Raw genomic sequence first — 17,604 nt, forward strand, 5'->3', positions numbered from 1 at the left:
GGGGGGGGGGGGGGGGGGGGGGCCGGGGGGGGGGGGGCGCCCCCCGGGGGGGGCGGGGCGGCCCCCCCCCCCCCCCCGACGCTCTCACGGGCACGGCTCAGCAGTCCGTACCCCACCAGCACTCGCACGAGCTGTTGCAGGTGCGCCACTTGAACCGGGTGTAGGTGTACCGGCAGCACATCGGAGTGTTGGTGCAGGGCGGCTGGCAGACAGCCGAGGCGGTGGTCTTGGGCAGCATCAGCGCCAAGAACCGGTCCGCCAGTGCGCCGACGTGACGGGTCATGTGTCCCTCCAATCGTGATCTAGACTGATGGTGGACGATAGGTGGGCCTGCTACAGGGCGAATACAGCATCGATACAACTGTTACGCGCCAACCGTTGCGGATCGTCGTGCGTCGTTCCTAGGGTGCTGGCCGTGGTGGACCCGATTCGAGCCGAGGTGCCTTGAGCCTGCGATTCCAGCTGCTCGGCCCACTCCGGATCATCGCCGCCGGTCGGGCCGTCCCGGTCGGGCCGCAGAAGCAGCGGGCGATGCTCGCCGCCCTGTTGCTGTCGGCCAACGAGCGGGTGTCGCTGGACCGCCTCGTCGGCGAGCTGTGGGACCAGCCGCCGCACTCGGCGGTGGCGAACCTGCGCACCTACGCCAGCGGGCTGCGCCGGTTGCTCACCGAGCTGGACGACGAGCCCACCGGCGACCGGTTGACCGCCAACGCCGCCGGATACCAGCTGCGGGTCGACCCGGAGGAGCTGGACCTGCACCGCTTCCAGGCCGCGACCGAGCTGGGCCGCGCGGCCCTCGCCAGCGGTGACCACGCGGGGGCCACCGCGCGGTTCCGCGAGGCGCTGGACCTGTGGCGGGGCCGGCCGGCCGAGGACGTCCGTCCGGGGCCCGAACTCGGTGCCCGGATCACCCTGCTCGAGGAGCAACACCTGTCGCTGGTCGAGGACCTGATCCAGGCGCGCCTCGCGCTCGGCGAGCACGCCTCGGTGACCGGCAAGCTGCGGCTGCTGATCACCGCCCACCCGTACCGGGAGCGGCTGCGTCACCAGCTCATGCTGGCGCTGTACCGGTCCGGCGACGCGCCGGCGGCCCTCACGGCGTACGCGGAGACCCGCGCGGCCTTCGCCGACCAGCTCGGACTCGAACCCGGAACGGAACTGTCCCGGCTGCACCTGGCCATCCTCCGCCGGGATCCGGAGCTGTCCGCACCGGACGCCGCGACGGAGGCCCCGCCACCGGCCCCCGGGCCCGAGAGCCCACCCGGGCAGGCCGAACCGCCGCGGCAGCTGCCGCCGGACCCGGCGGCGTTCGTCGGCCGGGTCGACGAACTGCGCGCCATCGAGCGGGCCTGCACCGCCGCGAACGGGCCGCGGACGGGCCCGGCGGTGGTCGTGCTGCACGGCCCGGGCGGGATGGGCAAGACCACCCTGGCGGTACGCGCCGCGCACCGGCTCGCGAGCCACTACCCGGACGGACAGCTGTACCTCGAACTACAGGGCGGGACCCCGGGCATGCCCGGCGTCGATCCGCTGGCGGCGCTCGGTCAGTTGCTGCGCGCGCTCGGGGTACCGGCCAGGGACGTGCCGCTGGAACTGGGCGAGGCGGCCGCGCGGTTCCGGTCGGAGACCGCCGCCCGGCGGCTGCTCATCGTCCTCGACGGCGCGGCCGGGGCGCAGCAGATCAGGTCTCTGCTCCCGGCGGGCCGGGACTGTGCGGTCCTCGTCACCAGCCGCCGGCCGGCAGGCACCCTCGACGCGCTCCGGCTCCGGTTGGACCGCCTCAGCGACGCCGAGGCGCGTCAGCTCCTCGACGCCCTCTGCGGCGACGGCCGGGTGGCGGTCGATCCCGAGGCGACGGGCCACCTGGTGACGCTCTGCGACGGGCACCCGCTGGCGCTGCGCATCGCCGGAGCCCGGCTCGCGGCCCGCCCCGACTGGTCCGTCGCGGTGCTGGCGGACCGGCTGGACGACGAGCGGGAGCGCCTCGACGAGCTGCGCGCGGACGACCTCGCCATCCGGTCCAGTTTCTGGAACACCTACCGCCAGCTGCTCGACAGCGCCGATCCGGACGACCGCACGGCGGCGGCCGTCTTCCGGTCGCTGTCGCTGCTGCGGGTGCCGGAGATACCGGTGCCGCTCGCCGCGGTCACCATCGGCGTCCCGGAACGGCGCGCGCTGACGCTACTGGACCGGCTCACCGAGACGCACCTGCTGGACGCCGTCGGGCCGGCCCGGTTCCGGTTCCACGACCTGCTCCGGCTCTACGGCGCGGAGCTGGCCGAGGAGGCGGATCCGGCCGCCGAGCGCCAACGGGCGGTACGTCGCGGGCTCACCGCGTACCTGACCACGGTGCTGCGCGCGGGCCAGCTGTTGCGCCCGCAGCGGGGGGCCGAGCTCGCCACCGGGCCCTCCGTCGTCGAGCTGGGCACGCTCGACGACGCCGTGCGCTGGGTCAACGGCGACCTGGCCGGGATCATCGCGGCCGCACGCCAGGCGTGCGACGCCGCGCCACAGCTGAGCCGGCTGTGCGTGGAGGCGATTCCGTCGATCGTCGGGTGGCTGCAGAAGCACAACCGGTGGGCCGAGGCCGATGCCCTGGTCGCCGTCTGTGAGCGGGCGGCGACGGCCACGGACGACGACGCCGCCCGGGCCCGGGTGCTCGCCCTGCGGGCGACGCTGCACTGGCGTGCCGGGTCCCTGGAGGCGGCCTGCGGCGCGTTGGAGTCGGCACTGGAGCTGTGGCGCCGGCTGGGCGATCGCGAAGGAGAGGGGCGGGCGCTGCAGAACCTCGGCTGGTTCCACCACCGGACGGGCTCTGCTCGTCGGGCGGCGGACCTCGTCCGGGCGGCGGTCGGGCTCCTCGCCGACGCCAAGCCGGTGTGGCTCGCGATGGCCCTGCACAACCTGGCCGAGATCGAGTTCGAGCTGGGCAACTTCCCGGCCGCCGACGAACACCTCACCCGCTGCCTGGCGATGCGGCGCGATCACCACGACGCCGTCGGCGAGGCGATCACGCTGGTCGCGCTCGGCCGGACGCACAGCCAACTCGGGCGGCACCTGGACGCGCTGACGGCACTCACCGCCGGCCTGCGGCTGTGCCGGCGGACCGGCAACCGGGAGGACGAGTGGGAGGCGCTGCTCAGCCGCTCGGAGGTACACCTTCGGCTCGGCGACGTGGCGCTCGCCCACCGGGACGGCGAGGAGGCGCTGACCCTGGCCCGCGCGGTCGGCGACCGGTACGGCGAGGCGGCGGCGCTGCGCCAGCTCGGCCGGGTGCAGGAACGCCGCGGCGAGCGCGCGGCGGCGGACGGGTACGCGCGGCGAGCCAACCGGATCTTCGCCGACCTGCCCGGCCGGCGCGACGGCGTGCTCGAGACGTTCCTTGCCCGCGCGGATCAGTCGGCCGGCGTTCCCGCCTCGGCCGGGACGTAGCCCGCCGCCTGCATCCGGAACAGGGTGGCGTAGGTGCCGTTGGCCGCCAGCAGCTCCTCGTGCCGGCCGGCCTCGACGATCCGCCCGCCCGACAGCGCCACGATCAGGTCGGCGTCACGCAGCGTACCCAGCCGGTGCGAGATCAGGACACTGGTCCGGTCGGCCCGGTACTGCCGCAGCCGGAGCTGGATGTCGCGCTCGGCCTCGGCGTCCAGGCCGGCGCTCGGCTCGTCGAGGATGAGCAGGTCCCGCGCCGCGGGCAGCACCGACCGGGCGATCGCCACCCGCTGCCACTGCCCGCCGGAGAGCAGCACGCCGGCATCCGCCGGATCGCCGTCCAGTTCGAACACGCGGGACAGCATGGTGTCGTACCCCCGGGGCAGTCCCTGGAGGGTTTCGTGGATGCCGGCGCGCCGGGCGGCGTCCGCGATCCGGGCGGCGTCCTCGGCGCGTACGTGGTCCGGGCCGGCCGGGTCGACGTCGCCGAGCCAGATGTTCTCCGCGGCCGTCAGGTCGTAGGTCATGTAGTCCTGGAACACCGCGCCGATCCGGGCCCGCAGGTCGTCCACGGACAGCTCGCGGAGGTCGACGCCGTCCCACAGGATCGCGCCGCGGGTCGGGTCGTAGAACCGACACAACAGCTTGACCAGGGTGCTCTTGCCGGCGCCGTTGTGGCCGACCAGGGCCACCGCCCGACCGGAGGGGATGAAGAGGTCGACGCCCCGCAGCACCCACGGGTGGTCCGGGCCGTAGCGGAACCAGACGTCGCGGAACTCGATGCCCCGCTTCAGCGGGGGCACCGGCAGTGGCCGGGCCGGCTCCGGCAGGTCCGGTGGGCAGGCGACGACCTGCTCGTAGTGCCCGAGCAGCAGCATCGACTGGTGGATGCCGGCAAGGTGGTCGACCAGGGTGGCCAGGCTGCTCTGCACCCCCGCGACGGCGGCGATGAAGACGGCCACGTCGCCGACCGTGAGCCCGCCGGACCGGGCGGTGGCGACGGCCCACACCAGGCCGCCCCCGGACAGCGCCGCGCTCAGTGCCGCCAGCAGGGCCTGGGCGCGCACCTCCCGCCGCTCGTGGACCCGGCGGGCGCCGTTCGCCGTGCTCAGCTCGGCGAGCATCCGGCGGCGGAACAGCCCGCCCAGCCGCAGGAGCCGCACCTCCTTCGCCGCGGACAGGCTGGTCAGCAGGCTGGCGTAGAACATCTCGCGCCGCTCCCCCGGCCCGATCTCCCACAACATGTTCGCCCGTCGCCGGCTGAGGCGGAGCTCGGCCACCAGCGCCGGCACACCGCCGGCCGCCACCAGCACGGCCATCACCGGGTTGATCACCACGAGGGTGCCGAGGAAGCCGGTCAGCAGCACGGCGTTCTGCACCAGGCCGAGCAGGCCGTCGACGCAGCGGCTGGGCCCGTCCCGTCCGGCCTGCTCGGCCAGCCGGAGCGTGTTCTGGAACGCCGGCTCCTCCAGCCGGCGCAGGCCCGGGAGGCGGTCGATCGCCGCGTACATCTGGTCGAGCGCGACGACGGCGGCCGAGCGCCCGAGGTCCGCCCGCAGGTAGTTCGTCAGGTGCGGCACGAGGGCCAGGCCGACGGAGACCACCGCCAGCGCGGTCGCCACCGCGAGGATCGCGCCGCCGGCCGCGTTCGCGACCCGGTCGAGGACGAGTTTGGTGAGCCAGGCCGCCAGCACCGGAAGCGCGCCCGCGACCGGCGCGAGCAGCACGTACGCCGCCAGGTTGGCCCGCCCACCCCGCCAGACCACCGCGACTGCCCGGGCGGCCCGGGCGATGCTGATCATGGCGAGAGGGTACGGACGCCACCTCCAGGACAGCTACAGCGCCGGTACAGGCTGCCCCGATCCGGCTCGGGTGCCAGCCCGCCGGGCACGTCCTGGCCGTGCCCGGCGGATCCGGCAGCGGCGTCAGCGCCCGTCGGTGAGGCGGAAGGCGTCGAGGATGGTCTGCTCGACGGTGTTGCCGCCCGCGTCCTGCGCCCTGGCCTTGATGCTGACCGTACCCACGGTGTCGGCCAGGCTCGGGAGCTGGTAGCTCGCGGTGTGGTTTCCGCCGCCCCTCGCGGTCGTCGGGAGCTGTCGCCAGGTGACCCCGCCATCGGTGCTGATGGACAGCTCGACGCTCCTGACCGCCGGCGCGGTGGGCACCTGGTGGTACGCGGCGACCCTGATCTGGTGCCGGCCGGGAGCGGTGACCGCGTCGCCGAGGTCCGCGCCGACGTCGTAGCGCAGGAACAGCAGCGGGTCGGCGTGGCACGGGGTGCCCGACCCCTCGGGGCACCTGAACCCCTTGGGCGGCTCGTTCCGCGTCGCCGCGGCGGACGTGAAGCTCCACGCCGTCGTGGTCCTGCCGTCGGCGTTCCGGGCGGTCAGCCGATACCGCCGAGGCTCGGCCGGCAGCTCGTAGGTGGCGCCCCACACGGTGGAGTTGGCCTGGGGCAGTTCCTGGCCGTCGGCGTACATGTGCAGATTCTCCGGCTCGAACACGTACGAACCCATGATGTGGTCCGGGCTGGCCCCGGACACCAGGAACGTGATCGGGTAGAACGTGTTGCCCTGCCGGCAGAAGGCGCAGATGTCGCTGGACCAGTCACCCTCCCACTTGCCCGGTTGGGAGCGGAAGATCTGGGGTGACAGTTCCGGCGCGCCGGGCACGAGGGGCCGCGCGGCCCACCGCGCCGTGGTCGCCCCCGCCCGGTCCGTGAGGTCGATGGTGCGGGCGGCTGGCTGGGACCCCGACGGCTCGTAGAACTGGTTCCGTACCAGGTCGGGCGAGACCGGGCCGCGGTAGGTGGTGAACCGGACGCTGTCGGTGAGGTAGCTGTACGGGACCCCGGCGACAGCGGTCTCGTTCGGCCGGAAGGCCGAGTAGACCAGGCTGGCCGGCTCTGCCCGGTTGCCGTGGAGCGAGGTGTCGACCCTGGCGAGTTGCTTGTCGGTGACCTCGGTGTGCAGGGAGGCCGGGATGCGCCCCTCCTGGTAGACGTGCAGGGTGTAGACGTACGGACTGACCGAGTCGTAACCCGAGACGTCGATCTTCACCGGGCTGCGGCGCAGCAGGCCGCGCAGGTGCTCGGCCTCCTCCGGTGAGATGGCGGCGTACGGGATGTCGGGCACCTCCTGCGGGTAGAACCACCAGTCCGGCTCGGTCGGGAGGAGGCAGGTCGTGGTGGGCCACGGCCCTCCGGTCGAGACCGGTTCGACGAGCACGGCGAGGGCACCCGCGGCCCGCGCCCGCATCAGCTGCGCGGATCCGACGTTGCACTGCCCGCCGGCGGCCTTGTCGGCGTCGATCCGCAGCAGGACCAGCTTGCCCTTGGCGTTGATCCGGCCGTAGTCCGCGTCCCGCCCCAGCCCGCCGTCGACCAGCTGGAGGGTCTGCCGGCCGTCGAACCGGACCACCTCGTGGCCGGGGCGCTTGTACCAGTCGGCCGGCAGCGTGGGCTTCAGTCGGACCCGCTTCGGCGTGGTGACGGCCATGGTCACCATGGGCTTGCCGAGCACCCAGTTGACCCCGAGGTGGAAGGTCCCGACCGTCACCGGGGCGCTGGGGATGGCCCAGAACCTGGAGTTGCCGTACCAGGTGAAGCTGAGCACGCCGCCGCCCGCGCCGTTGCTGAAGGTGCGGAAGGTCGTCCGGGAGCCGATGAACGTCTCGGTCGGCCGGGGGGTGCCGACCGTCATCTGCCGGGCGGCGTCGCCGTCGCGCGTGATGGTGGTGTCCCCGGTGACCGTGAACTCCGGCAGTTCCAGGTTGAGATGCTGCTCGCGGGCGTCGAGCCGGAACACCGAGTGGCCGCCGGACTCGTAGGTGCCGGGCGGGACCTCGTACGTCACCTCGAACGTCGTACACGGATCGTCGTCCAGGCAGCGCGCACTGACGGATTCGTACGCGGACCCGACCGCGGACCCGGCGACCTGGGCGAGCAGGAACCCGCCGATGGGGCAGATGGTCATGAGGCGGGTGCCACAGTGGAACGCGTCGCCGTTCTTCCGCTTGACGATCTGGGTGACCCGGTACCTCGGCTGCCCGGTGTCGCTCTGCGGCTCGGCCTGTGCCGGGCGGAGCCCGGTGGGCCAGATCGCCACCGCGTCGCCGCCGAGCTTCGGGGTGGCCCGGTCGAACAGATAGTTGCTCAGCTCGCCCCGCTGGGTGTTGCCCTTGAGGGTGGCCCAGAAGGCGGCGGCCTGGCGCGGAGCGATGCGGAGGTCGACCGTGCCGAGGTCCGGGTGCTTCGCGGCCGTCGTCGCGCCGGACAGGCCCGACACCCGCTTGTCCAGCGCCGCCGGGTCCAGCCGGTCACCGTACTTGACGGTGACGGCGAGCGGGGTGTTCCCGCCGCGCTCCTGCTCGGCGGCGAGCCAGGCCACGTCGAAGATCTTCCGGTCGACGACACCGCTGGCGACCAGCGTCTGCGCGTCGCTCGGCAGCGCGTGGAGACGGGCGTCCGTCCCACCCGGTCCGGTGCCGACCCTGACGTCGATCGTCGGGCGGGTGCCGTCGGCCCGCGCCGACGGGGTGGCGGTCACGGTGTATCGACCGCCGGTCCGGGTCAGCGTGACCTCGTCGCCGGTGATCAGCGTGACCCGGTAGGTCGGCCTGGTCAGCTCGGGTAGCGCGACCGCCCGCAGACCGGCTTCGGCCGGGGCGGCTCCGGCTGGGGCCCGGTCCGCCGGCTCGTCGGGCCGCGCGGCCGCGGCGACGGGCGTGGCTACCACGGTCAGGATCGCCACGGCGGCGGCGAACAGGCGTCGCCGGTGTTCCCTCCGGGGGCGAGGGTTGCTGCGTGATGTGGTCACGAATGGCTCCTCGTGTCGGGCGAGCTGGCGGGGTGGCGATGCGTGGCGTCGTCCGGCATGTCAGCCACCTGCCCGGACCAGTGACCAGTCGTGGGTGACGACCGTGTCCCTGCGGACCGGGATCGTCGCGGTGCCCGTCTGGTAGCCGGGCGCGCCCGCGGTGAACTCGGTGCTGCCGAGCGCGGAGCTGAACACCCAGTACAGGCCGTCGTCGAGGGCCGGGTCCACCGGCGTGGTGACGCCCGTGCCGGCCTCCCGGGGCTGTGCCGTACGGGCCACGGTCGCGTAGACCGGCGCGCCGGTGTCGCGGTCGTCGACGAACCCGAGCACCAGTCCGCCCTCGACCGGTCGACAGGCGCGGGTGCCCACGAACACGTTGTCGACCGCCCACCACCACGCGTCGCGGCCCTGGTAGTGGAACCGGATCCGGACGTCCCGGCGGCCGGCCGCCTGCGGCAGCGGCAGGGTGACCTGCCCGAACGCGTGGTTGCCGGTCTGCCGCCACACCGTCTTCCAGGTCCTGCCGCCGTCGGTGCTCACGTCCACGTCGGCCCGCTGGCCAGCATCGCGCGGGTAGTAGGACGTGTGGAAGGTGAGCTGCGGGGAGGCGTCGCCGGAGAGGTCGATCACCGGCGAGGTCAGGCTCGTGTCGAACCGCTTGCCGGCGCCGGACGCCGAGTCGGCGATGGCGAACCTGCCGTCCCCGCCCTGGGGCACCGGCCGGTAGCCGGGGTTGTCCAGCCGCCAGCCCGGCCTGCCGGAGTTCTGCCAGCCGTTCCGGGTGCCGGTGTCGGCCCAGTCGTCGAAGTCCTCGCTGACGCCACTGAAGCGGTAGCCGGGGGCGGTGCAGGCCGACTCGTCGACGGCCAGCGCCGCGTCCTGGACGAGGTCGGCCCCGCCCAGCTCGAACGTCCGCCGGGCGGGCTGGTAGCCGGGATACTGGGCGGTGACCTGCATGGTGTACGACGCGGACGCGGGCAGCCGTACGCTGAACCGGCCGGTCACCGGGTCGGTGAAGATCGGTCCGAGCGGATAGCCGCTGATGAGGACCTTGGCGTACAGCGGCCAGCCGTGCCCCGATCCGTCGGTGACGGTGCCGCTGACCGTCTTCATCGGCTGGGGAACCAGCGTGACATCGGCCGTCGTGGTCGCGCCCTCGCGGACCTGGGCCTGCGCCGCACCGGAGGCATAGCCGTACGACCGCACACCGATCGTGTAGCTGCCGAGCGGTAGGGCGCCCGACTGGTAGGCGCCGTCCGCGTCGGTGGTCACCTCACGACTGACCGGACCGGTGATCGTGACGGTGGCCCCGGGAAGCGGCTTCGCGGTCCCGGCGTCGCTGACGGTGCCGCCGATCCTGCCGGTGGCGCCTCTCGGTGCCTGCCTCATCAGGGCGAGCGCGTCCAGCCGGCCCTCACCGAAGGCGTTGTTGTCGTCGTCGGTGCCGCCACACTGGCTGTTCGGGCTGTCGACGGCCGTGCCGTCCAGCAGGGACCTGGTGGCGTCGATGTCCCCCACGATCGACGAGGCCGCCGACCAGACCAGGGCGATGGCACCCGCGACGTGCGGGGCCGCCATCGAGGTGCCGTTGAGGTTGGCGTACGTGCTTCCCGGTGTGCTCGACCGGACGTTCACGCCCGGCGCCGCGACGTTCGGCTTGATCTCGCCGTCCTGGCCGGCTCCGCGTGACGAGAACGGTGCGATGGCGTGGTCGGAGTCGTACGCGCCGACCGAATAATTGATCTTGCGGCTGCCCGGGGAACCACTCGTCTGGCACGCCGACCCGTTGTTGCCGTTGGCCCACACGCCGAAGATGCCCGACGCGGTCCACGCCAGGCTGATGTCCTCCAGGAACGGGGCGTCCGACGGGGTGGTGGTGCCCCACGAGTTGTTGATGACGTGCGGCCGCTTGCTGGCGTCCGGGTTCTGCCCGTTCAGATCTGTCGGCTCCAGCAGCCACTGGCCGGAGCTGATCAGCGCGGCGTCGTTCGGGCAGCAGCCGTTGGCCGCGATCCAGCGGGCCCTCGGGGCCACCCCGATCTGGTTCCCGTCGCCGTCGTCGCCGACCATGGTGCCCATCGTGTGCGTGCCGTGCCCGTCGCCGTCGCAGGGCGCGCCCCCGCAGGTACCGGCCGCGTCGAACCAGTTGTAGTTGTGGTCGAACACGCCGTCGCCCTTGTTGCCGCGGTACTGCCGCATTAGGGCCGGGTGATCGAACTGGACTCCGGTGTCGATCGAGGCGACCGTGATGTCCTCGCCGCGTACGCCGAACTGGTTCCACACGTCGTCGGCGTTGATGTTGGCGACTCCCCACTCGACCGCGTCGACCGCCTGCCGGCTGACGCCCTTGGTCACCGGAGGGGGCTCGACCTTGAACGACGGCAGCAGCGAGCTGACCTCGCTCCTGGCGGCCAGCCGCTCGGCGAGGTCCGCACCGCCGGTCACCTTGATCGCGTTCGTCGCCCAGAAACTCTGGTGCGTGACGCCCGAAGCGGCGAGTTCCGCGCGTACCGCCCGCTGGCTCTCGTCTGCGGCCCGCCGCAGCGCCTTGGCCACCGCCGCGCCGCGCGCGTTCCAGTCCTTGATCGTGCTGGCCTCGGCCAGGTCCGCCTTCGCGTCGAAGTAGACCCAGAAGTCCACCGGGGACTCCTGGGCACTGAGCTGGGTCTGGAGCTGTGGGCGGATCTTGGCCTTCGCCGCGGCTGTCGTCCGCGGGTCCGGGCTGGTCGACGGGAGCGCGGTGGCGGCACCGGTCAGGGCGAGCACCGTGGCCACGGTGGCCACCACCACGGTCGTGATTCTTCGTCTCGACGGATGGGCAGGGCGCATGAGGGATCCTCCTTCGCGAGGGCTGTGGGAGCTCCGGCCGCGACTGGTCACAGCGGCAGGTACCGGTCGTCGTCGTCGACGACGTCGGTCTCGTCGCCCGGTCCGGCCCCGGGGCGGGTCTCGATGCGTGCGTCCGCGGGGCGGGCGGTCTCCGACGACGTCATCTCGTCCTCGTCAGGGTCATCTCGATGCGGCATGCCAGCATCGTGGTCAACCGCGAGACGGTGCTGCGATCCCTCAGGTGAGTGAAACAACCAGCTCCGCCGCGCCGCGCCGACGCGACCCGGATCGCTCGCGGGTCAGGCGCCCGTCGCCGTGGCGGACTCGGCGGCCGGTCCCGTCGCCGTACCGGGCTCGGAGACCAGTCCCGTGGCGATCGCCCGTGCGGAGAGCGCCGCCCGCGAGGAGACCCCGAGCTTGCGCATCGCCGACTTCATCTGGCTGGCGACCGTGTGGTGTGAGCGGTGCAGGGCATCCGCGATCTCGCGGTTCGTCCGCCCCTCGGCCGCGAGGGCGACGACCTCCAACTCGCGGGGCGACAGGTCGGGCCCGTAGCCCTTCCGGCCGCCACGCCACACGCGCGGCACCGGGCGTCCGTGCGCGCGAAGGGTACGGGCGACCCGGTCCACGTCGAGGCTCGCCGGCAGAGACGACAGTCCGCCCAGGACATCGGTGAGCAGGTCGAGCCCGTCGGAGACGGCGCCGGCCCGGATCAGGCACCGGGCCTGCCGCTCCCGCGCGAGCGCCGCGCCGTACGGCCGGGGCAACGCCGACCAGGCCGCGGCGGCCTGCGCGAACAGTTCGGCCGCCGAGCCGTACCCGCCCGTGGCCTCGGCCAGCAGGCCACGGCACTCCCGCACAGCGGCCTGCGGGGCGGGCAACCGCCCGCCCCCGAGCCCCCGCGCGAACGCGTCGACCAGGTCCTGGGCCTGCGGCACGGCGCCGACGGCGAGCAGGGCCTGGACACGTGCCGGCACCACGTCGGTGCCCCAGAGCCAGACCTCCTTCTCCGCGATCACCTCGCAGGGGTCACGGGAGATCGCCAGTGCCTCGCCGGGCCGGCCCTCGCGCAGCCGGATCTGCACCAGCGTCGCCACCGCCTCCGCGACGGTGTCCCACGCGCCGGCGTCCCGCGCGCCGGCGACGGCACGTTCGATCTCCAGGGCGGCCTGGACGAGGTCGCCGGCCGCCATGCGCAGCAGGCCGCCGATCATGATCGGCTCGACCCGGCTGACCGGGTGGAGGTCGTCCGTGTTCGCCAGCGCCGCCGCCCGCTCCGCGAGGCCGTCCCAGGCGCCCGTGAACCAGTTGAGGTGCAACCGGGTGGAATCGATGAGGTCCCTGATCCTGACCTGTTCGTACTCGACCGCGAGCCGCCGCGCGGTGGCGAGCCATCGGTCGGCCTCCGCGTACCGCCCCCACCGCATGGCCGCGTCCCCGATGTTCAGGTAACCGACGGTGATGATCCGGCGGTCCCTGGCGGTCCGGGCCGCGGGTGGGATGTGTGCGGCCTCCGCCCAGCCACGCTGGTCACCGAGTTGCAGCAGGGCGGCCGCCCGGCCGGCGGCGACCCGTAGCCGGTCCGACGGCTCCAGCGACAGCGCGAACTCCGCCGCGCGGTCCAGCCAGGTCAGGTGCCGGGCGGCCGGGGAGCGTCCACGCGGCCAGCCGAGCACCATCATGGCGACAGCGGGTGAGGCGCGCTGACGATCGAGGTGCGGCAGCGCCCTTTCCAACTCGGCGTGCGCCCCGTCGAACTCCTCCATGTCGTTGAGGATCCGGGCGAGCTGGAACCGCAGGTTCGCCTCCACACCCGGATCCGATGTGCCCCGGGCGAGCACCCGGCGTACGGTCGCGGCGAGACCCCGCAGGCGATCCGGACCGGTGAAGGAACCGAACGGCAGCTTGTCCACCAGCACGCACATCTGCTCGGCGGGCACGTCGCCGTTGGTCAGCACGTCGTGCAGAAGCGCACCCGCGGTCGTCTCGTCGCCGGTCTCCAACGCCACGTCGGCGGAGAGTTCCGCGTACCTGGCCCACCTCTTGCCGTCACCGGCGTGGCGGAAGTGCTTGGCGAGCTGCGCCAGCGGTCGTGGGGTCACGGTTTCGAGCACGCGTCCGGCGCGCTCGTGCAGCTGGCGACGGTCCCGTTCGGGGATGGCGTCGTAGACGGCCCGACCGGCCAGCATGTGCCGGAAGGCCACCCGCAGGTCGCCCCGTTGGTGCAGCAGGCGATGCGCGACGGCTTCGGCCAGCCCGGCGGTGAACTCGGCCGGCGGCAGTTCGCTGATCTGCAACAGCAGGTGCTCGGCGATGGGATCGGCGACGACCGCGGCAGCCCGCAGCACCGACCGGGTGGACCTGTCGAGGCGGCTGGCGTGCTCCAGCACGGTGTCCCGCACCGTCGGGGGTACCACGATCTCGTCCAGTGGCAGCCGCTTCCAGCCCTGGTCGCGGCGGACCAGGTCGCCGCGTCGGGCCATGAGCCGCACACACTCCTCCACGGCGAGCGGTACCCCGTCGGTGTGCGCGTGCAGGTGCTGGGCGAACGCGTCGGAGACCTGCTGGTTGGCCAACATCGACGAGGCGAGCGCCGCGGTCTCGGCCGGGTCGAGCGGGTCGAGGACGAGTCGCAGCCGGGCGCGGTGCGGCCTGAGGCGTCCCGACAGGCGCAGCAACCAGGGATCCCCGGCCAGGTCCTCCGGACGGTAGGCCACCACCAGGCTGGGCCCTTGGCCGTGCCGTTGGGCCAGGAACAGCAGGAACTCCCGGGTCGCGTCGTCGGACCACTGCGCGTCGTCGACGACGAGCAGGTTCACGCCCAGCTTGTCGAGCAGCTCGGCGAGTGCCCGGAGCACCCGGTGGCGTGAGGCGCTCGCGTCCTCGGCCGGCTCGGGAGCCGGCGGCAGGTGCTCGGCCCACTCGGGGAACAGCGGCCGCAGGGCACCGGCCAAGCCGCTGAGGCCCAGGTTCGCCACCGTGTCGACGTCGGTGGCCAGCAACGCCTCGACGACCGGCCCCAACGTGTACGGCTCGCGAAGGGGCGGACAGACCGCCGTCAGTGCGGAATGGTCGGCGCCGGCCGGGGACGACAGGAACTCGTCCAGGAGTCGGCTCTTGCCGACGCCGGCCTCCCCCTCGATCAGCACCAGCGCCGAGGTGTCGGCGAGGACCTGCCCCAGCCGGGCCAGCTCTTCGTCGCGGCCGATCAGCAGCGGCGCCGCCACCTGGCCGACGCCCGGGTCCGCCGCGCCGGAGTGGGACGTGACCTCGCCGACCACCGCCGCCCCCTACAGCTCGCCTGCGCAGACCTCCGCAGTTGTCAATGATCATCGTTTATGCGGTGGCCAGCGGCAAGCGATGTCCTGCCCCTCGTTCGACGGGGCTGGGGCCGGTGGATCGCCGCGGGTGGGTGAGAATGACGACATGCCGAGTCGTCTCGCCGTCATCGCAATCGACGCCGTCCAACCGCGACTGATCGCCGACTTCTGGTGCTCGGTCCTCGGCTGGCAGGTTGTCGGTGAGGATGCTGAGGTGATCACCATCGCAGCCTCCGACCGGTCCTGGCCGATGATCGACGTGGCGGCGGTGCCGGAGGGCAAGGTGATCAAGAACCGGTTGCATTTCGACCTGCGTGCCGACGGCGTGTCCACCGCGGAGGAGCTTGACCGGCTGCTCGCCCTCGGCGCGCGACGCGTCGACGTGGGACAGCCCTCCGACGTGAGCTGGATCGTGCTCGCTGATCCCGAAGGCAACGAGTTCTGCCTGCTGTCACGTCCTGTCCAGGAGCTCCAGGACGGCTTCCGGTAGCCTCCGGCATGCTGGTCACGCGGTCTGCGGCCGCGCGGACGGCGGCCACCTCCCGATCGTGCGCACGGCGGTCGACGACACGGCGGCCAGTTCGGGCTGCGCGGGCAGGAACACCGTGGGGACACCCAGCGACTCGTTCATCGCGGCGAGCTGGTACTCGGCCCGAAGGTCGGTGGTGTTACGCACGCCGCGGACGATCACTCCCACCTCATGGCGACGGCAGTAGGTGGAGGTCAACCCGCGCCAGGCCGCGACGGTGACGGAGGTCCACCCGACCGGCAGCACGGCCCGAACAGCGGCCGCCCGCTGCTCTTCGTCGGCGCCCGGGTGCTTGCTGCTGTTGACCGCGACGAGCACGACCACCTCGTCGAAGAGGTCGCGTGCCCGGTTCACCACGTCCAAGTGCCCCGGCGTGAAGGGATCGAAGCTGCCGGGGTAGACGGCCCGCACGCGTACGCGACCAGGGGTGCGTGCCATCGAACGTGGCCCTGCCGGTGGTTCGGGGGTCATGGCCGCAGGACCCGCTGCGCGTCGCGGAGGACCTGCTCAGAGGCCAGCGGGGCCCCAGCGGCGAGCAGCTCCCCGAAGCAGGTGCCGTGCCGGTCCGCCACCGGTCGACACAGGTTGGCGTACAGGTTGCCCCCGGGATGCGCGATCTGCTCGGCTCCGTGCCGGCGGAGCCGGACCCGCACGCCTTCGTCGGTGCCCATGGCCCGACTGTAGGTACCGGCTGTCGGATTCGCTGGCCCCTGGGTGTGGGCGATATGTCACAGCGCCGTGGACACGTCCGGCACCCGCCGGGCGGAAGGGCGGCAAACCCCAGCACCTCGACGTCACCTGCCTCCGGTGTGGGGCGTGGCACGAGCACGAGGACGGCCAAGGCGTGCTGACCTGAGTCCCGGCGGGAGGCCCGTGGCCGCTACGCCGGAGGCAGACACCTACTCAGCGCTCCCGGTCGCGACCGGGGCGCCGAGGTGGCTGACGAGGAAGCGGGCGGCACGGTCGAGCGCGGCGTCCGCCTCGTCGAGACGCCCGTGCTCGTGCTGGTAGACGTGCGGGAGGCCCGGCCCGATCTCCAACGTGGCCTCGACGTCGGCGGCGCCCGCGCGGCCGGCCAGGCGGACCGCGTCGTCGAGCAGCACCTCGTTCGCCCCGACCTGCACGAGCAGCGGGGGCAGGCCGGAGAGGTCGGCGAAGACCGGGCTCGCCAGGGGATGGCTCCGGTCGCCCGCGCCGACGTAGAGATCCGCGTACGCGCGCACGCCGGCCTCGGTGAAGATCGGGTCAGCGTCCTCCTTGGCGCGCATGCTCGCTCCGGAGAGGGTGAGGTCGACCCACGGGGAGAAGACGACCACGGCGGCCGGCTGCGGCAGTCCCGCCTCCCGGGCGGCGAGCAGGGTGGCGATGCTCAGGCCGCCGCCGGCCGAGTCACCGGCCACGACGAGTTCCCGCGGGTCGGTTCCGGCGGCCAGCAGGTCGCGGTAGGCGGCGAGCCCGTCGTCGACCGCCGCGGGGAAGGGGTGCTCGGGAGCCAGCCGGTAGTCCACCGACGTCGCCCGCAGTCCGGCGCGGGCGGCGAGTTCGCCGGTCAGACCGGCGTGGGTGTCCGGTGAGCCGATGACGTAGCCGCCGCCGTGGAAGTAGAGCAGCCGGCCGCGGCCTGCCGCTCCGGCCGGCTCCAGGTCCAGGGCGGGCCGCCCGCCCAGGACGGTCCTGCGGGTGACCACGCCGTCCGGTGCCGGTCGCGTCACGGCCGTCGCGAACGAGGTGCGCTGCTGCGCGGGGGTGGGCTGGGTCTCGCTGGGCGGGACGGAGCGGAGCAGGGCGTCCAGGGCTTGGCGCTGCTGTCGGGACATGGCGGGCCTCCATTGGGTCGGGATGCGAGGATGGATTCTTCGGAATCCATCTGTCCGTGCCCAACCGGCTTCCAAAGAAGATGATTCCCCGGAATCTATTGGTGGTTGCATGAGTCACGTCACCCCCGTCTTCCTCGATCTCGTCCGCGTGGAGACCCGGCTCTACAACGCGGTCGGCGCCCGCCTGCGCGCCGAACACGGCCTGGCGCTGGGCCAGTTCGAGTTCCTGCAGATCATCGACCGGGTGGACGGGTGCCGCGTGCTCGACATCGTGCGCGAGCTGGCGATCACCGTGGGGGCGGTCAGCAAGGCGGTCGACCGGCTGGTGGACGCGGGCTGGTGCGTGCGGGTCGCGCACCCGCAGGACCGCCGCTCCTCCGTGCTGCGCCTCACGCCCGAGGGCGAGAAGGTGCTGGCGGCCTCCCGGCCCGTGGTGGAGAGCGCGCTCGCCGCACTGACCGGGACGGTTCCCGCTGCCGACCTGAGACGCCTCGCCGCCATCCTGGCCGCCCTCCGCGCGAGCCTCGAGGCGGACGACCGGGGTCAACCGGGCTGAAGGAGCGAGTCGTCCCGAGCGCAGCGAGCAGTCACGATCGGACATCGCTCGCGGGAGCCACGGCCTGCTTCGGGGCCCGACCCGGGCTCGATCTGGTCGGTCGGGAAGCGACGGATGGCGGGCCAGCTTGCCTTGGGCGACATCGACTCGGTACCGGGACCGCGCGGTCGCGGTGGTCTGCCGCGGGGGGGGGGGGGGGGGCGCCCCCCCCCCCCCGGGGGGGGGGGGGGTTTTTTTGGTTTATAAACCTGCTGGGGTCTGAGTTGTAGCGGATCCCCCCCCCCGCGCCCGCGACCAGGAACGCGCC

At 73.3% G+C, this 17,604-nt stretch carries 12 protein-coding genes; 3 read left to right on the forward strand and 9 right to left on the reverse strand.

The window, feature by feature from the left end:
• Positions 1 to 97 precede the first annotated feature (97 nt).
• Entirely contained in the window at positions 98 to 283 is a 186-nt protein-coding gene (locus ACGF7U_RS08165; RefSeq protein ID WP_393104281.1) for a hypothetical protein, read from the reverse strand.
• A gap of 161 nt (positions 284 to 444) precedes the next feature.
• Here ACGF7U_RS08165 and ACGF7U_RS08170 point away from each other — a divergent pair, with 161 nt between their 5' ends.
• Complete coding sequence (locus ACGF7U_RS08170; RefSeq protein ID WP_393104283.1) at positions 445 to 3,432, forward strand: BTAD domain-containing putative transcriptional regulator; 2,988 nt, start codon at positions 445 to 447, stop codon at positions 3,430 to 3,432.
• Here ACGF7U_RS08170 and ACGF7U_RS08175 read toward each other — a convergent pair.
• From ACGF7U_RS08175 to ACGF7U_RS08195, 5 genes are all read right to left on the reverse strand, one after another.
• A complete protein-coding gene (locus ACGF7U_RS08175) occupies positions 3,396 to 5,231 on the reverse strand; it encodes an ABC transporter ATP-binding protein (protein WP_393104285.1) in 1,836 nt (611 codons plus the stop codon). The two genes, ACGF7U_RS08170 and ACGF7U_RS08175, sit on opposite strands and share 37 nt — an antisense overlap.
• Positions 5,232 to 5,354: 123 nt before the next feature.
• Positions 5,355 to 8,246 (reverse strand): hypothetical protein, encoded by a 2,892-nt coding sequence (locus ACGF7U_RS08180; protein ID WP_393104287.1) that lies wholly within the window; start codon positions 8,244 to 8,246, stop codon positions 5,355 to 5,357.
• Between the two features lie 60 nt (positions 8,247 to 8,306).
• A complete protein-coding gene (locus ACGF7U_RS08185; protein ID WP_393104289.1) occupies positions 8,307 to 11,036 on the reverse strand; it encodes a S8 family serine peptidase in 2,730 nt (909 codons plus the stop codon).
• Positions 11,037 to 11,122: 86 nt separating this feature from the next.
• Positions 11,123 to 11,272 (reverse strand): hypothetical protein, encoded by a 150-nt coding sequence (locus ACGF7U_RS08190; RefSeq protein WP_393104291.1) that lies wholly within the window; start codon positions 11,270 to 11,272, stop codon positions 11,123 to 11,125.
• A gap of 102 nt (positions 11,273 to 11,374) precedes the next feature.
• On the reverse strand, positions 11,375 to 14,356 hold the full coding sequence (locus ACGF7U_RS08195) for a helix-turn-helix transcriptional regulator (RefSeq protein ID WP_393104293.1): 2,982 nt from the start codon (positions 14,354 to 14,356) through the stop codon (positions 11,375 to 11,377).
• Positions 14,357 to 14,483: 127 nt separating this feature from the next.
• On the opposite strand from ACGF7U_RS08195, the gene ACGF7U_RS08200 reads away from it, so the two are divergent.
• Complete coding sequence (locus ACGF7U_RS08200) at positions 14,484 to 14,885, forward strand: VOC family protein (protein ID WP_393104295.1); 402 nt, start codon at positions 14,484 to 14,486, stop codon at positions 14,883 to 14,885.
• Positions 14,886 to 14,900: 15 nt separating this feature from the next.
• Here ACGF7U_RS08200 and coaD read toward each other — a convergent pair whose 3' ends face one another.
• From coaD to ACGF7U_RS08215, 3 genes are all read right to left on the reverse strand, one after another.
• On the reverse strand, positions 14,901 to 15,362 hold the full coding sequence (coaD, locus tag ACGF7U_RS08205) for a pantetheine-phosphate adenylyltransferase (RefSeq protein ID WP_393104297.1): 462 nt from the start codon (positions 15,360 to 15,362) through the stop codon (positions 14,901 to 14,903).
• A gap of 29 nt (positions 15,363 to 15,391) precedes the next feature.
• Positions 15,392 to 15,595, reverse strand: a complete 204-nt coding sequence (locus ACGF7U_RS08210; RefSeq protein ID WP_393104299.1) for a hypothetical protein — start codon at positions 15,593 to 15,595, stop codon at positions 15,392 to 15,394.
• A gap of 228 nt (positions 15,596 to 15,823) precedes the next feature.
• Complete coding sequence (locus tag ACGF7U_RS08215; RefSeq protein WP_393104301.1) at positions 15,824 to 16,741, reverse strand: alpha/beta hydrolase; 918 nt, start codon at positions 16,739 to 16,741, stop codon at positions 15,824 to 15,826.
• A 109-nt stretch (positions 16,742 to 16,850) separates the two neighbouring features.
• Between ACGF7U_RS08215 and ACGF7U_RS08220 the strand changes: the two genes are divergently transcribed.
• Positions 16,851 to 17,297 carry a MarR family winged helix-turn-helix transcriptional regulator gene (locus ACGF7U_RS08220; RefSeq protein WP_393104303.1) on the forward strand — a complete coding sequence of 149 codons (447 nt, stop codon included), beginning with the start codon at positions 16,851 to 16,853 and terminating at the stop codon, positions 17,295 to 17,297.
• Positions 17,298 to 17,604 lie beyond the last annotated feature (307 nt).

The sequence above is a fragment of the Micromonospora sp. NPDC047670 genome (assembly GCF_043204915.1).
Lineage (GTDB): Bacteria > Actinomycetota > Actinomycetes > Mycobacteriales > Micromonosporaceae > Micromonospora.